General features: G+C 55.5%; 11 protein-coding genes. 6 read left to right on the top strand and 5 right to left on the bottom strand.

Translation table 11 applies throughout. From position 1 onward, the window contains the following. Positions 1-48: 48 nt before the first annotated feature. Positions 49-1,956 carry a pyruvate carboxylase gene (locus OEL83_06500; protein MDK9706685.1) on the bottom strand — a complete coding sequence of 636 codons (1,908 nt, stop codon included), beginning with the start codon at positions 1,954-1,956 and terminating at the stop codon, positions 49-51. Positions 1,957-2,022: 66 nt separating this feature from the next. Continuing rightward, positions 2,023-3,465 (bottom strand): ATP-grasp domain-containing protein, encoded by a 1,443-nt coding sequence (locus tag OEL83_06495; protein MDK9706684.1) that lies wholly within the window; start codon positions 3,463-3,465, stop codon positions 2,023-2,025. Positions 3,466-3,993: 528 nt separating this feature from the next. On the opposite strand from OEL83_06495, the gene carA reads away from it, so the two are divergent. The 4 genes from carA (at position 3,994) to folP (ending at position 11,411) form a co-directional block, all read left to right on the top strand. Beyond that, entirely contained in the window at positions 3,994-5,115 is a 1,122-nt protein-coding gene (gene carA, locus OEL83_06490) for a glutamine-hydrolyzing carbamoyl-phosphate synthase small subunit (GenBank protein ID MDK9706683.1), read from the top strand. 78 nt (positions 5,116-5,193) lie between these two features. Beyond that, a complete protein-coding gene (gene carB / locus OEL83_06485; protein MDK9706682.1) occupies positions 5,194-8,415 on the top strand; it encodes a carbamoyl-phosphate synthase large subunit in 3,222 nt (1,073 codons plus the stop codon). Between the two features lie 204 nt (positions 8,416-8,619). After that, positions 8,620-10,620 (top strand): ATP-dependent zinc metalloprotease FtsH, encoded by a 2,001-nt coding sequence (gene ftsH, locus OEL83_06480; GenBank protein MDK9706681.1) that lies wholly within the window; start codon positions 8,620-8,622, stop codon positions 10,618-10,620. Beyond that, positions 10,617-11,411 carry a dihydropteroate synthase gene (gene folP, locus OEL83_06475; GenBank protein ID MDK9706680.1) on the top strand — a complete coding sequence of 265 codons (795 nt, stop codon included), beginning with the start codon at positions 10,617-10,619 and terminating at the stop codon, positions 11,409-11,411. The genes ftsH and folP overlap by 4 nt, the downstream gene beginning before the upstream one ends. A gap of 40 nt (positions 11,412-11,451) precedes the next feature. On the opposite strand, the gene OEL83_06470 is transcribed toward folP, so the two are convergent. After that, a complete protein-coding gene (locus tag OEL83_06470) occupies positions 11,452-11,943 on the bottom strand; it encodes an FHA domain-containing protein (protein ID MDK9706679.1) in 492 nt (163 codons plus the stop codon). A gap of 187 nt (positions 11,944-12,130) precedes the next feature. On the opposite strand from OEL83_06470, the gene OEL83_06465 reads away from it, so the two are divergent. Then, positions 12,131-14,290, top strand: coding sequence for an RNA-binding transcriptional accessory protein (locus tag OEL83_06465; GenBank protein ID MDK9706678.1), 2,160 nt, complete (start codon positions 12,131-12,133; stop codon positions 14,288-14,290). Between the two features lie 152 nt (positions 14,291-14,442). Further along, the gene (locus tag OEL83_06460) at positions 14,443-14,823 is read left to right on the top strand and encodes a response regulator (GenBank protein MDK9706677.1); all 381 of its coding nucleotides are present in this window, start codon (positions 14,443-14,445) and stop codon (positions 14,821-14,823) included. A gap of 15 nt (positions 14,824-14,838) precedes the next feature. Here OEL83_06460 and rarD read toward each other — a convergent pair whose 3' ends face one another. Both rarD and OEL83_06450 read right to left on the bottom strand, forming a co-directional pair. Next, complete coding sequence (gene rarD, locus OEL83_06455; protein MDK9706676.1) at positions 14,839-15,762, bottom strand: EamA family transporter RarD; 924 nt, start codon at positions 15,760-15,762, stop codon at positions 14,839-14,841. A 222-nt stretch (positions 15,763-15,984) separates the two neighbouring features. Continuing rightward, positions 15,985-16,737, bottom strand: coding sequence for a hypothetical protein (locus OEL83_06450; protein ID MDK9706675.1), 753 nt, complete (start codon positions 16,735-16,737; stop codon positions 15,985-15,987). Positions 16,738-16,867 lie beyond the last annotated feature (130 nt).

Raw genomic sequence — 16,867 nt, 5'->3', positions numbered from 1 at the left:
TGGCCACGAGCTGCCAATTCAGTACAGAGCGGAAGTCCTGGAACCATTCTATTCGTTTGGATCGATCTTCAAAATCCTGCCACCCGGCTTGAGACTGTCGCCCTTTTTGGCATTGATATTGGTAACAATACCGGCCATTTCAGCAAGAATCGGGGTCTGCATCTTCATCGCCTCCATGATCGCCACTCGGTCGCCGACCATCACTTCCTGCCCTTCGGTGACGGTGATCTCGACAATCTTGCCGGAGAACGGTGAACGAACATCGCCCGCCTTGGCCAGATCTAGTATCTCTTCCTTGTCGAGAATCGGTGCCTCACCTTGCTTGCCCACCGCGGCCTTGGCCTTGAAGGAAAAGATCGATGGATGGTGATCAACAATAAAATAGACGCTGGTTTCCCCTGAATCACTGACTGGAGAGGGACCAACCTCGATCATATGCTCCTTGCCGTGGTGATCCCGAAAACTCATCTTTTCACCGATATCAAAACCATTTTGGCGAAAGAGTATCGACGGCGGCAACACATAGACCTGGCCGTACTGTTCGGTAAACTTGAAGAATTCCACCGCATCGTTGGGGTGCTGCAGATAGAGTACAAGCTGTTCATCGGTCGGCTCAGCCCCAATCAGCTCAGCCAGGGCGTAGCGTTCATGGGCCAGATCCATATCGGCGATGCCATCGACGCCACCCTCCTTTTCCAGGACCTCCCGCCAATTATCGCCAAGCACCTTTTCGTAGATCCATTCCTCAGGCTTATAAAAGGGAAACGGTCCATATTTGCCAAGGAGCAGATTGCGCAGATCCCCGGAAGGATTACCGTACCGCTCCCCGCCAAGAACATTGGCGACCGCCGTGGTCCAGAGGATCTGCGAACCGGGGGTCACAGACCAATAGTTGCCGAGTTCCTGCTGCACCCGTGGTAGCTCCTTGTGGAGGATATCCGGCATCCGGTCGAGGAAACCGCCTTTGGCGGCCTGTTCAAGACTCGACCCCATCGCCCCGCCGGGCAACTTATGGATCTGTACCGTCGGCTGGAAGCCCTTGATCTGCGATTCGAATTGCTCGTAGTATTTGCGCTGGTCGCGGATGACATCGGAGGTGGCGATAACCGCCTCTTCATCAAAGCACACTGCTTCATAGCCGTATTCCTTGAGGGTCTGCACGACGGTCAAGATCGGTGCCGGTCCATAAAAACCGCTGAAGGCCGAGTCGGCGGCATCAACAATCGACGCGCCGTTCCGCACCGCCTCGACAATCCTGCCCAGGTCATTGCCATCGGTGTTGTGGCCGTGGTAGTGGATGGGAACATCAGGGTATTTCTGTTTCAGGGCATCAACCAGTTCGCCGATACGCTTCGGTGTTCCCAGGCCACCGTGGTTCTTGATACAGAGTGTGATGTCCTTGCCTGTGACGTCAATAATCTCGCCGGCCTTGGCAACGTAATAGGCATTGGTGTGTTCCGGCCCCGTAGAAAAACAGATACACGGTTCGTTGAGTTTTCCGGCCCGGTTCACCTCTTCGAATACCGCGTGCATATTTGGCACATGGTTGAGAAAATCAAAGGTTCGCCAGACATCGACATACTTGGCAAACTCACGGACGGTAAAGCGAATGACATTCTGCGGATACGGGCGGTAGCCAAAGAGATTGACCCCCCTGCAGAGCGTCTGGAACATGGTGTTTGGCATCTTCTCCCGCAGCTTTTTCAACTTCAGGAAGGGATCCACCTGTTTGCGCAGAATATCGACATGAATTGAGGCGCCCCCGGTAATTTCCAGGGAAAAATAACCGGCCCTGTCACGATGCTCGGCCGCCATGAGGTCGGTATGGAGAAGGATGCGGTTTTTGAAATCGGACTGGGACTGGTCGCGGGCGGTGTTGGTGATATAATAGCCCTTGGCCTGACGCAGTGTATCAATAATATTTTTAACGGGAGTCCCTTGAATAACGCGAGTCATGTTCTGATCCTTTAATTTGAAAATACTCTCAATCGGGTCCTTGCCATCCTGCTGAGGATTGGTGCCTTATTTGGCAAAGGGGTTTTCGCCCGAGTAATGAATCATGGCAATAAACTTTGCCAATTTCCCGGACTCGCTGGCATCCTCATCATAATGGAAGATATGTGGATGGGTGTCGATGTATGAGGTATCGAAATTGCCGGAGACAAAATCCTTCTCATTGGCAATGTTCACATAGAACGGGATGGTGGTCTTCGGGCCCCTGATGGCAAAGTTATGCAGACAGCGTTTCAGGCGACCGACCGTTTCGTCCCAGGTGAAACCATGGACGGTCAGTTTGACAAGGAGCGAATCGTAGACCTCGGGGATGATGTAGCCCTGATACACGAAGCCGTCGAGACGCACTCCGAAGCCACCGGTTGACCGGTATACGGAAACCATTTTCCCGCCTTCTGGCATGAAATCGTTTTTCGGGTCCTCGGCGTTGATCCGCACCTCAATGGCATGGCCGCGCATCTGCACGTCTTTCTGGGTAAAGGACAGCGGTTTGCCAAAGGCGATATTGATCTGGTTGCGAACGATATCGATACCGGTGATCATCTCGGTCACCGTGTGTTCGACCTGCACCCGGGTGTTGATCTCCATGAAATAAAAATTGTAGTCCTTATCGATCAGGAACTCGACCGTCCCGGCATTGAGATAATTGGCGGCCTCCGCGGCCTTCACCGCGGTTGCACAGATCTCGTCGAGGAGTTCCTTGTTCTTGATCATCGACGGGGCAATCTCGATCAGCTTCTGGTTGCGGCGCTGGATCGAACAGTCCCTGGTGCCGAGATGGACGGTATGGCCATGACTGTCAGCGAGGATCTGCACCTCGACGTGCTTCGGATTGACAACCACCTTTTCGAGATAAACCGAATCGTCATTAAAGGCGGCCAGGGCCTCGGCGCGGGCCACCGGGATCTGCTGTTTCATTTCAGTATCCGATTCAATCCGCCGAATCCCCCGACCACCACCGCCGGAGGTTGCCTTGAGCATGATCGGATAGCCGTATTTGGCGGCGAAGGCCAAGGCATCGGCCACCCCTTCCCGGCCCTGCCTGAGGTTTTGGGTGCCGGGAACCATGGGGATTCCCGCCTCGGCCATGATGTCACGGGCAATGACCTTGTTGCCGAGGTTCTGAATGATCTCGGAGGTCGGCCCGATGAAGATGATGCCGTTGTTTTCGCAGGCCTTGGCAAAAAACGGATTCTCAGCCAGAAACCCGTAGCCGGGATGAATGGCACAGGCCCCGGATTGTTTCGCCGCCTTGATGATTTTTTCGATATTAAGATAGTCACAGCGCGGACCATCACCGAGGAGGATTGCCTCGTCGGCAATCCGAATATGCCGGGACATTTCGTCTGGAGTTTCGTAGACGGCAATGGCCTCATAACCAAGTTCCTGAATGGCCCTGGTGAGGCGAATGGCGATTTCCCCACGATTGGCAACGAGTATTCTCTTTTTCACTGCAGCTCCTTGACCGGGTTCAGTCCGGATTCCTGTGCAATATTATTATTAAGGGAGTAACCGAGGTTACCCAGATGTCGCTAGGTCAGCCAATTTTGCCGAGAAGCCGCCTATTCGTCTCCCGGGTATTACGCAGCGGAGATCTTAATCAGCTGCGTTCGACAAATCAATCAATAATATTTACACAACGTAACATTGCTACTCAGGCAGATTGCCAGACACCATCTCCGGATCTGTGCAGCTCCCTGCCGGATGCACCGGCAGACCGGATTTTCAGCCGTTTAGGCTTGACGGAACCCGCCCCATCAAGTTATATATTGGAGTTTTGTCTGCAGATTCAAGGAGGACAAAAAGCGCTTCCCTCCACGCACTTGCACGGATATACCCGGCGCGACCGCTGCCGCAAAGCTTCTCCAATGATTACAATCGCAGAAGAAGAAAGGACGAGGGTTAAATTCACTCTCGGCCACTAGCCAATAGCCAAAGGCAGCCCGCAATACAGTCCGGCTCAAATAAAGGAATACTACCATGAAAGCACTCATCGCCCTGGAAGACGGGACCACCTTTGCCGGGCAATCGTTTACCGGTCACGGCGAGGCCGTTGGGGAAATTGTCTTCAACACCTCCCTCAGCGGCTACCAGGAAGTCCTCACCGACCCTTCATATACCGGGCAGATCGTCACCATGACCTACCCGATGATCGGCAACTATGGAATCAATCCTGAGGATATGGAATCAGCGGCCATTCACCCCCGAGCCTTCCTCATCAAGGAATATAACGCCTACCCGTCGAACTTTCGATCCACTCGGCCCCTCGGTGACTTCCTCCAGGAATACGGGGTCCTCGGGGTGGAAGGCTTTGACACCCGTGCCCTCGTCAGACACATCCGCTCGAAAGGGGCAATGAAAGGCTTCGTTTCAACCCTCGATTTGGACAAAGACTCCTTGATCCGAAGAGCCAACGAGTGGCCGGGATTTATCGGTCAGGACCTGGTCAAGGATATCACCTGCAAAGAGCCGTACGGCTGGGCAGGCAATCGCCCGGTGCCGGGCAGCAACTTTACCACCGCTGAGAGCAAGCCTGCAGGCGCCCTGAAGGTCGTGGCCTTTGATTTCGGTATAAAATACAACCAACTGCGAATATTGACCGAAAAGGGATGCCGGGTACAGGTGGTTCCGGCACACACCAGCGCCGAGGCGGTTCTGGCCATGCAGCCGGACGGTATTTTCCTCTCCAACGGCCCCGGTGATCCGGCAGGCGTTGAGGGTGTGGTCGAGACCATCAGGGCCCTCCTCGGCAAGAAACCGATCTTCGGCATCTGTCTTGGCCACCAGATGCTCGGTCTGGCCTACGGCGGTACCGCCTACAAACTGAAATTCGGCCATCGCGGCGGCAATCAGCCGGTGAAAGACCTTACCACCGGCCATGTCGAAATTACCTCGCAAAACCATGGCTTCTGCATCGATATCGACAGCCTGCCGCCGGGGGAAGTCGAGGTGACCCATATCAATCTCAACGACAACAGCCTGGAAGGCATGCGTCACACCAGGTATCCGGCCTTTTCCGTTCAATACCATCCAGAACATGCCCCGGGGCCACACGACGCGATCTATCTTTTTGATCGCTTTATCGCCATGATGCGCGGCTAACGGGAAATTCAACACGGCCACTAGAGACCATTTACCCGGCCCGGGACAACCAATAACGACAGCAAACACGGACAGATCATGCCGAAAAGAACAGACATCAAGAAAATCCTCATCATCGGCTCCGGCCCCATCATTATCAGCCAGGCCTGCGAATTCGACTACTCCGGCGCCCAGGCGGTCAAGGCCCTGAAGGAGGAAGGCTACGAGGTAGTGCTCATCAACTCCAATCCGGCGACCATCATGACCGACCCGGAGCTGGCCGACAGCACCTATATCGAACCGATCACCCCGGAATTCGTCGCCAAGGTCATCGAGAAAGAACGCCCCGATGCCCTACTGCCGACCCTCGGCGGCCAAACCGCCCTGAACACGGCGATCAAGGTGGCGGAGATGGGTATTCTTGATAAATACAAGGTCGAACTCCTTGCCGCCAATATCGCCGTCATCAAAAAGGCCGAAGGCCGGGAAGAATTCCGCGACGCCATGCGCCGCATCGGCCTGAAGGTTCCCGAGTCGATCATCGTCAACGATCTTGAGGCAGCCATGGCTGCCGGCGACCGCCTTGGCTTTCCAATCATCGTCCGGCCAAGCTTTACCCTCGGCGGCACCGGCGGCGGCGTCGCCTATAATCGCCAGGAGCTTGAGACCCTGTGCACCGCCGGCCTCGACCTGTCGATGAATACCGAGGTCATGCTGGAACGCAGCCTGCTCGGCTGGAAGGAATACGAGCTGGAGGTCATGCGCGACCGCAATGACAACGTGGTGATCATCTGCTCCATCGAAAACATTGATGCCATGGGGGTGCATACCGGCGACAGCATCACCGTTGCCCCCATCCAGACCCTGACCGACCGGGAATACCAGGATATGCGCGACGCGGCAATTGCCATCATTCGCGAGATCGGTGTCGAAACCGGTGGTTCGAACGTCCAGTTTGCGGTCAACCCGGAAAACGGCGAGATGATGGTCATCGAGATGAACCCGCGGGTGTCGCGGAGTTCGGCGCTTGCCTCAAAGGCCACCGGCTTTCCGATCGCCAAGATAGCCGCAAAACTTGCCGTCGGCTACACCCTCGACGAACTGAAAAATGATATCACCCGCGAGACCCTGGCGGCCTTTGAGCCGTCCATCGATTACTGCGTGGTGAAAATCCCACGCTGGACCTTTGAAAAATTCCCCCAGGCCGACGACCTCCTCACCACCTCGATGAAATCGGTGGGCGAAACCATGTCCATCGGCAGGACCTTCAAAGAGGCCTTCCAGAAGGCGATGCGCTCTCTTGAGACCGGCCGTTTCGGTTTCGGCGGCGACGGCAAGCAGGATCTGTCGCACCTTGACCGGGAAGACCTGGAACTCGGCCTGCGGGTGCCCAACTCCAAACGGGTTGCCCATATCTATGAGGCACTGAAGCGGGGCATGGCAATCGAAGAACTCTACGCCCTGACCAAGATCGATCCCTGGTTTCTCTATAACTTCCGCCAGATCATCGAAACCGAAGGGGAGATTAGCGGGCGTGGCTTCCAGGGTCTGGACGGGGAGTTCCTCCGCTACTGTAAAGAACGCGGTTTCTCCGACCGGCAGCTGGCCTTTCTCACCAATACCGGCGAAAACGATATCCGGCAGCTTCGCCAGAAACTCGCGGTCCTGCCAGTGTACAAGCTGGTTGACACCTGTGCCGCCGAGTTTGAATCCTATACGCCCTACTATTATTCAACCTATGAGGCCGAGAACGAGGCGAAGATCACCACCGGCAAGAAAATCGTTATCCTCGGCGGCGGGCCAAACCGCATCGGCCAGGGCATCGAATTTGACTACTGCTGCGTCCATGCCGCCTTTGCCCTGCGCGAGATCGGCGTCGAATCGATTATGATCAACTCCAACCCGGAGACGGTGTCAACAGACTACGACACCTCCGACAAGCTGTTTTTTGAGCCGCTGACCAGGGAAGACGTTCTGAATATCATCGACCAGGAAAAACCCGACGGAGTCATCGTCCAATTCGGCGGCCAGACGCCGCTTAACCTGGCCGTACCTCTCGCCGAGATGGGTGTAAAGATTGTCGGCACCCAGCCTGACGCCATCGACCGGGCTGAGGACCGCAAACGCTTCCAGCAGTTCCTGCAAAAACTCGGTCTCCGCCAGCCCGACAACGATACCGTACGGACCCTCGACGAGGCCCTGGCCGCCGCCGAACGAATCGGCTACCCGGTAGTCGTCCGGCCTTCCTACGTCCTTGGTGGCAGGGATATGCGCATTGTTTATAACGACCAGGGGATCAGGGACTTCATGATCGCCGTTGGCGGCACAACCCTCAAGCACCCGATACTCATCGACAAATTCCTGAAAGATGCCATCGAGATCGATGTCGACGCCATCTGCGACGGCAAGCGCACGGTCATCGGCGGGATCATGGAGCACATCGAGGAAGCGGGCATCCACTCCGGCGATTCCTGTTGCGTCCTGCCGCCGCATACCCTCAGCACCGCCTCCATTGAAGAAATTAAACGGGCCACCAAGGCAATGGCCGAGGAACTGGGTGTCATCGGGTTGATGAATGTCCAGTTTGCCATTAAGGACAACGACCTCTACGTCCTTGAGGTCAACCCCCGCGCCTCGCGTACCGTCCCCTTTGTCAGCAAGGCTACCGGGGTGCCCCTTGCCAAACTGGCCACCAAGGTCATGCTCGGCGCAACTCTTGAAGAGCTGGGACTGACCACCGAGGTGGTCATCAGTCACTGGGCGGTAAAGGAAGCGGTCTTCCCCTTTGACCGCTTCGAAAAGGTCGATACCCTTCTTGGCCCGGAGATGAAATCCACCGGCGAGGTCATGGGCATCGATGACAATCTCGGCTTGGCCATCGCCAAGTCGCAGCTGGCGGCGGGCTCGAAGGTGCCCCTGTCAGGTAATGTCTTTGTCAGTGTCCGCGACGGTGATAAAGAAGCCATGGTACCGATTGCCAAGGCCCTGATCGATCTCGACTTCACGCTGTATGCAACCACCGGCACCGCCTCGTATCTCCATAATGCCGGAGTACCCTGCCAGCTCATCAACAAGATCTCTCAGGGCCGGCCGCACATTCTCGACAAGATACGCGACAAGGATATTTCCTGGATTATCAACTCCTCGCTCGGCAAGAGGACCACTGAAGATTCTTATAGCATCCGCCGGGCCGCTCTCGATTATCATATTCCCTACACCACCACGGTGAGCGGGGCAGGGGCGCTGGTCAAGGGAATCAGGGAGTTGCGACAGAATCAACCGGGCGTTGCACCTGTCCAGTACTTTACACGAACTCGCTGATAGGGTAAGAATATTTGGATCCCTCCTCGACATTCAGTTTTTTCGATTTACTTTTATCTCGTGCATGGCACTTGGATCCCTGCCTAGTTGGCAGTAAATGGAGATACCCGCCGGCCACTTGTATCGGAGTCCCAGAAAAATACTGGGCAATCAGCGCAAAACGGGTGAAGCCTTACCAATAACCTGCAAACACCGGAGACTTCGTTGAATACTTTTTACAAAAATCTGAGTATGTGGTTGGTGATTGGCCTGACCATGATCCTGCTTTTCAATCTCTTCAATAAGCCGCAAACCAACCAGACTTCACTCACTTACAGTGAGTTCATGTCGAGCATCGAAAGCAAGGCTATCACCCGGGTAACCATCAGTGGTGATGTCCTTTCCGGTACTCTGCAGGACGGCAAACCGTTTCAGACCGTTTATCCGACGACTGACACTGAATTGATTTCTATCCTGCGCAAGAGCGGAGTCGATATCAATGTCAAAGAGGCCCAGAAAGACTCCTTTTTGATGACCATCTTCGTCTCCTGGTTCCCGATGCTTCTCCTCATTGGCGTCTGGGTGTTTTTCATGCGACAGATGCAGGGCGGCGGCAAGGGTGGCGCTTTGTCCTTTGGTAAAAACCGGGCGAGGCTCACCGAGCAAAGCAATAACAAGGTCACCTTCGCCGATGTGGCGGGTATCGACGAGGCAAAGGAAGAACTTGAAGAAATCGTCGACTTTCTGAAAGATCCGGGCAAATTTACCGCCCTTGGCGGACGGATCCCCACCGGTGTTCTCCTTGCCGGCGCACCGGGTACCGGCAAGACCCTCCTCGCCAAGGCCATCGCCGGTGAGGCCGACGTACCGTTTTTCAGCATCTCCGGCTCCGATTTCGTTGAGATGTTCGTCGGTGTCGGCGCCTCCCGGGTGCGCGATATGTTCGCCCAGGGCAAGAAGAATGCTCCGTGCATTATCTTCATCGACGAAATTGACGCGGTCGGCAGGCATCGCGGCGCCGGTCTCGGCGGCGGCCATGACGAAAGGGAGCAAACCCTCAACCAGCTGCTGGTCGAGATGGACGGCTTTGAAAGTAACGACGGCGTTATCATCGTCGCCGCCACTAACCGCCCCGACGTCCTCGATCCGGCCCTGCTCCGTCCCGGTCGCTTTGACCGGCAGGTGGTCGTGCCGATTCCCGATGTCCGTGGACGGCAGAAGATTCTTGAGATCTACGCCAAAAAAACCAAGATGGCCGCCAATATCGACCTGGAGATCCTTGCCCGCGGCACCCCAGGTTTTTCCGGCGCCGACCTGGAGAACCTGGTAAATGAGGCCGCCCTCATGGCCGCCCGCACTGGCGCGAAAGAAATCAACCTCGACCTGCTCGACAAGGCCAAGGACAAGATCATGATGGGCGCCGAGCGACGGTCGATGATCATCAGCGAGAAGGAAAAGACCATTACCGCCTATCACGAAGCCGGCCATGCCCTGGTGGCCTGGCTGCTCGCCGGCACCGATCCTATTCACAAGGTAACCATTATTCCGCGCGGTCGGGCTCTTGGTCTGACCATGCAGCTGCCCACCGACGATAAATACACCCATTCCAAAACCTATCTGGAAAACAGCATCTGCATCCTTTATGGCGGCCGCCTGGCTGAAAAGCTTATCTTCAACGAGATCACCACCGGGGCAGGCAACGACATTGAACGGGCCTCGGCCCTTGCCAGAAAAATGGTCTGCGAATGGGGGATGAGCGAAGAACTTGGGGCGCTGACTTACGGCAAGAAGGAGGAGCAGATCTTCCTTGGCCGAGAAATCGGCCATAACCGCGATTTCAGCGAGGATACCGCAAGGCTCATCGATGTGGCGGTGAAGAAGATCATCGATACCGCCATGGACACCGTAGCATCGCTTCTTGAACAACACCGTGACATTCTAGTGCGGATGAGTGAGGAGCTTCTCGAAAAAGAGACCATCGTCCTCACCGATATGGAAAGGATTATCGAAGAGCTGCGCCCCGGACAATATACCTCGCGGATTGCTGAGGTTTCCGCTGCGAGAAAGCGGGCCGCGGCGAAGCACGACAGCGAAGTCAAGACCGCCGTGGACGAGAAAGCAGCCGCGGCACCCGAGGCAAAGGCTGAAGAAGAACCCGCTCCGCAAACGCCTCCTGAAGACAAGCCGGATGCGCCGCAACAGCCGAAATGGCAGGCTGACAAATGAAGATAATGGGCATCCTCAATGTGACGCCCGACTCCTTCTCCGACGGCGGCAAATTCGCCTCCCATGAGGCAGCCATTGCCCAGGCCGAGCGCCTGATCAGCGATGGCGCCGATATTCTCGACGTGGGGGGCGAATCGACCCGCCCCTTCGCCCCGCCGGTGTCCACAGAAGAGGAACTACGCCGGGTTATCCCGGTCATAGAGGCCATCCGGCAAAAACACGCCATCCCGATTTCCATTGACACCACCAAGGCCGCAGTCGCCGACCAAGCGCTGAAGGCCGGTGCAGACATCATCAACGATGTCTCCGCCCTGCGCGCTGACCCGGAAATGCTGACGGTTGTTCGCAACACCAGTGTTCCGGTGATCATCATGCACATGCAGGGGACCCCTGCCGATATGCAGGTGCAACCGACCTATAACAACGTCACCCAGGAAATCATCGATTTCTTTGCCGAGCGAATTGCCTGGCTTGGCGCCAATGGCGTCGACCTCAGCCGCCTGATCATTGATCCCGGCATCGGTTTCGGCAAGACCGTCGACCACAACCTGTCCATCATCAAGCACCTGGACGATCTGGCCGCCCTCGGCCTGCCGGTACTTCTCGGCCACAGCCGCAAACGCTTTCTCGGTGAGATAGCAGCTATCCCCGTAGAAGCCGCCAGGGATCTGGTAACTGCAGTGGTTTCGGCTCTTTGTGCCGAAAAGAACATAGCTATCATCAGAGTTCACAACGTCGCCGCGACCCGCCAGGCACTCCTCATAGCCGGCGCCATCGCCGCTGCCTCCTGAAATTTGCGGATCAAAGCTGCCGTAGCGCTCCTCGCTCTGCCTATTCGCCCTTACGCACCAGACAATATTCATCAAAGGTGATGAACCGAAAAACGTAGGGGGTGCCGGTGGTGCCGATGGCGATCTCGTCACCGTCGTGCAGTTGCGCTGATCCGCCGGAATCGTCACCCCCGACATTGCGCCCGTCGATCTTGGTACCACAAGCGCTCCCCCGATCAACCAGGGTATATCCCTTTTCGTCTCTGATAATCTGGAAATGCTCTCGGGAGATATTCAGGCGATGACCGCGATCTACCAAATAAATATCATTGGTGGGCGGGCTGTCATCCCTTTTTGGGCGTTCCAAAAGTTCCAATCTGCCGTTGATTTTCTGGACCCGCGACTCCCTGCCAACCCGAAACGGAAATGCATATATGGCAATACAATCGCCTTTGATGGCATTCGGGGGGACCGCATCTCTTGCTTCCGGGGTCAGGGCCTGCAGCATCGCTTTCGGGAGGCTGCAGGTCAATATTGCCAGCTTATGATCCATAGGTCTATCGTCTGCTCATGGGTGAATGATCGTGAAGAAACCGGTCGAGTAACTCCTCCAGCATATCTTCTCTCCCGGCGAATATCAAATTTTTTCTCCCGTCAAGCCAACTGCTTGCATTCCTCCAGGACCACGATTAGTATCAAGATTCTTTTCTTCCCCATCCTCCTTAACCCTCTTGAAAATCATGCCAGCGCCAACCTCACCAGCATATGCCGGGCAAATCGCCGAGCAACTTCGTCTCCGCGAACACCAGGTCAGCCACACCCTGACCTTGCTTGGCGAAGGCGGCACCGTACCGTTTATCGCCAGGTACCGGAAGGAACAGACCGGTTCCCTTGACGAAGTGGTCATAGCCGCCATCCGCGACCAGCATCAGAAACTGATCGAGATCGATAAGCGCCGTGAATTCATTATCGACAGCTTAAGCAAAATGGAAGTCCTTGACGACATCCTCAGTCGGCAGCTGGAGAAGGCAAAAAGCCTCACCGAGCTTGAGGACATCTATCTGCCATTTAAGCCAAAGCGCAAGACCCGTGGTCTTGCCGCTCGGGAACGGGGGCTGGAGCCTCTGGCTGCCATGCTCAGGCAAGGTGTCAGCCCCCTGCCGTTTGATCGCTTTCTTGATCCGGAGAAGGGTCTGCTGGTAGATGAGGACGCCCTGGCCGGAGCAAGAGACATCATCGCTGAAGACGCCAGTGAAGACCCACCGACCAGGGCCGAATTACGCCGTCTTTTCAGAGAATCGGCGACGATTGAATCAGCAGTGGTGAAAAAACATCAGGAGGAGGGTCAAAAATACCGAGACTATTTTGACTGGCGCGAGCCTGCCGCCAAGGCACCGGGACACCGGCTGCTCGCCATGTTTCGCGGCGCCCAGGAAAAGTTCCTCACCCTGACCATCCGGCCGCCTGAAGAAAGCGCCCTGCGCCTCCTGAAAAAAAGGCATCTGCCGAACGGCCCCTGGCAGGGCGAGATCGCCACGGCCCTCGAAGATTGTTACCAGCGCCTCCTCGCCCCTTCTCTTGAAAATGAGCTGACGGCCGAACTGAAGATCCGGGCCGACCAGGAGGCCATCCGGGTCTTCGTCGACAACCTTCGCCAGTTGCTCCTTGCCCCTCCCCTTGGCCAGAAACGGGTGCTGGCCCTGGACCCCGGGTATCGTACCGGGGCGAAGGTAGTGTGTCTCGACGGCCAGGGCAAACTCCTTGACACCACGACCATCTTCCCCACCCACGGCGGTACAAAACTCGCCGAGGCAGGAAAGGTTATTACCAATCTGGCGAAAAAACACGCAATTGAGGCCATCGGTATCGGCAACGGCACCGCCGGACGAGAAACCGAGGAATTTATTCGAGGTCTTGGTTTGGACAGGGCCATCATCATCACCCTGGTCAACGAAGACGGGGCCTCGATTTATTCCGCCTCGGAGGTTGCCCGAGCAGAATTCCCCGACCATGATATCACCGTTCGCGGCGCTGTTTCCATCGGCAGACGCCTGCAGGACCCATTGGCCGAACTGGTAAAGATTGAGGCGAAATCCATCGGCGTCGGTCAATACCAGCATGATGTCAACCAGTCGGAACTGAAAAAAAGTCTGCAGGAGGTGGTCGAAAGCTGCGTCAACAGTGTCGGGGTCGAACTCAACACCGCCAGTCGTGAACTGCTGACCTTCATCTCCGGTCTCGGCCCAACCCTTGCCGGCAACATCGTCACCTACCGAAACGACAACGGTCCCTTCACCAGCCGCCGGGAACTCCTCAAGGTGCCCCGGCTTGGCCCGAAGGCATTCGAGCAATGCGCCGGATTTTTACGCATCCAAGGCGGCAGCAATATCCTCGACACCAGTGCGGTCCACCCGGAACGCTATCCCCTCGTCAAGAAGATGGCCGCTGATGCCGGGGTGTCGGTGGAGGCCCTCCTCCGCTCGACAACACTTCAGCAATCCATCGACCTGGGGCGGTACACCGACGACATGGTCGGCATGCCGACACTTCTTGATATCGTCGCCGAACTTGCCAAACCCGGCCGCGATCCGCGACAATCGTTTGAGCAATTTCATTTTGCCGAGGGACTCCACGGAATGGACGATCTGCATGAAGGCATGCTCCTCCCGGCGATAATCACCAATGTCACAAAATTCGGCGCCTTTGCCGATATCGGTATCAAGCAGAACGGCCTTATCCATGTCAGCCAACTCGCCGATCGCTTTGTTAAAGATCCCGCTGAGGTGGTGAAAGTCGGGCAAAAGGTTGAGGTCAGGGTTGTGGAAATTGACAAGAAAAGAAACCGCATTGCCCTGTCAATGCGCAGAGAACCGGCAAGCGGCAATCAATCTGAACGGTGAAAATGCCCTTGCGAATTCACCAAAGGGGTGGTTAAAGAAGCCCTGTTCCCTGTTCAATACTGAGAAAGTTAAAAGCTGAGTTGAGCAGCTTGTCTGCTCAAACAAAACTTATGCCCGTGCGGTATCATAACCGCAAGGCACCCTGGAACATCATGACGGGAAATCGTATCTATTCAATTCTTTATATCGAGGACAACCCAGCCAACCGCCAGCTGGTGCAACTCATCCTTGAGCAAAAAAGCTACCTGGCGCTCAGTTTGGCCGAAAGGGGTGGCGAGGGCATCGCGATGGCCAAGCACAGCCCCCCGGACCTGGTTCTTCTCGACATCTCGCTTCCCGACATGAGCGGTTACGCCGTGCTGACTGCCCTCCGCACCGATCCTGCCACCGAAAAGATTCCGGTGATCGCGATAAGCGGCGATTTCCCGCCGCAAATCCCTCCGAACATCCAGCATATGTTCGACAAATATCTTCCCAAGCCGATAGAGATACTGCCGCTCTACCAGGCAATCGACGAACTCCTGCACATCTGAACCACCTTTTTCTGGCTAAAATCCGGCATCTTGAGATTGCCGTTCGTCGGCCAAAGACCTTCTTTTCGCCCTGAGACGGCGGAGCATGTTTTCCACAATAAAGAGGGCAAGCCCTGTCCAAATGAGCAAAAAGCCCATCATCCTCTCCCGGCTGAAATCCTCCCCATAGATAAACACACCAAGCAGAAGGTTGATCGAAGGGGCCAGAAACTGCAGAAGGCCAAGGGTTGAGAGAGGTATCTTCTGTGCCGCATAGCCAAAAAGCAGCAGAGGTACCGTAGTGATAATGCCGGCCCCAGCGAGAAGCAACGATCCGACGGTACCGATGTGGACAAACGCTCCGCCCCGGGCATATTCAAGCCCCAGAAGAAAGACCAGGCAGGGAAGAAAAAAGACCGCTGTTTCCAGGCACAGGCCATCCAATGGGGCAAGAGAGGTCTTCTTGTGCAGCAGACCATACACCGCAAAGGTCATGGCGAGCACCAGGGCAATCCAGGGAAATTTCCCGTAAAAAAAGGTCAGATACAGTACCCCGAGAACCGCGAGGCATATTGCCGCCCATTGCAGAGGCCGCATCTTTTCCCGAAAAAAGATCATGCCGAAGACGACGTTGAGGAGCGGATTGATAAAGTAGCCAAGACTCGCTTCCACGATATAGCCGGCGTTGACCGCCCAGATATACAATAGCCAATTGACCGCCAGCAAAAGAGAGGTGGCGGAAAAGGTAAGGAGATTTTTCCGCTCGCCTGCCTCCCGGAAAAAGGCCGCCTTCTGTCCCAAAAAGACAATGAGACCAAGGGTCAAGAAGAGAGACCAAACCATGCGATGGCTGAGAATTTCATATACCGGCACCTCGACCAACAGTTTCCAATAGGCCGGCAAAATTCCCCAAAGGATATAGGCCGCTGCCGCGGCCAGCACCCCACGGTATTCTTTCATCGATCCTCCCGCCGGCAACCAACAGCTGCTGTGAATTTCCTATAAGTAGAAAGATTTGACACAAAAATCGCTGTCCTGTTGGCAATAGATGGGGAACACGTGACCTTCACGAAAATCTTCCCCAAAAAGCCGGGGATGATTTTCTAAGGTACTAACCCCCAACCGAAACAAAAGGGATAAGTACCTTCACGAAAATCCTCCCCAAAAGCTGGGGATGTTTTTCTAAGGTACTAAAAGTCCGCTGGATATCCAGTAATATACGATGTAAGAACCCGCCCCCAAAAGCATTACGGCAGAGATTTTTTGGACATAGGGAAGGATTCGCCGCAACGCGCCGATCACAACGCCCTCCTTCACCACGGTTATACCGAGGGTGAGGAGCTGCAATACGCCGCCCATACCGAGGATATAGCCGAGGAATTGAAGAATTCCCGTAGTAAAGTCTCCCGCTGCAACCGAACTGCCGACAACCATAAGAAAGATCGGCAGAGTACACCCGAGAGAGGTGGCGCCGAAGGCCAGCCCGAAAAGAAAAAAACCGAAAACCGAAATCTTCCGGGGATCCCCGATTTTTCCCGCAAGATTGACAACCCAATGAATAGACAGAGAGTTGCCAAGAAGTATCCAGGCCCCGCAGACTATTAAGAATCCCCCGATAACCACAGCCAGCCAGGGCATGACCGCCATGAGAAATGTCCCGCCGGCGGAGACAATGGCACCAACCACCCCAAAGAGCAGGGCAAAGCCGGACGTCACCATCAAGGCTATCCAAAATGCCTTGGCCAACCTGAGAGCAAGTGATTGTTTGCGAAACGACCTGTCATCAGCCCCCAAGTAGAGAGTGAGATAGACCGGCAGCAAGGCAAAACCGCAAGGATTAACCGCCGAGACCATCCCGGCACCAAAGGCATAGCCGAACGGCAAAATATCTGCCAGTTGCCCCAACAATTGACTTATTTCCACCTGAAGTCCCATTTCCCTTTCTCCTTGCTGAAATCAGACCATTTACGAAAAGCGGGATCATACCACACGACGGGCAATATTTACAGGATAAGGAACCCTCTTCAAAAGCAATGCATCCTCCCGCAAATTCCTTGCGGCAGTG

This window comes from Desulforhopalus sp., from assembly GCA_030247675.1.
Lineage (GTDB): Bacteria > Desulfobacterota > Desulfobulbia > Desulfobulbales > Desulfocapsaceae > Desulforhopalus_A.
Note: the sequence above shows the minus strand (reverse complement) of the source record. Positions and strands in the feature narration are given on the sequence as shown.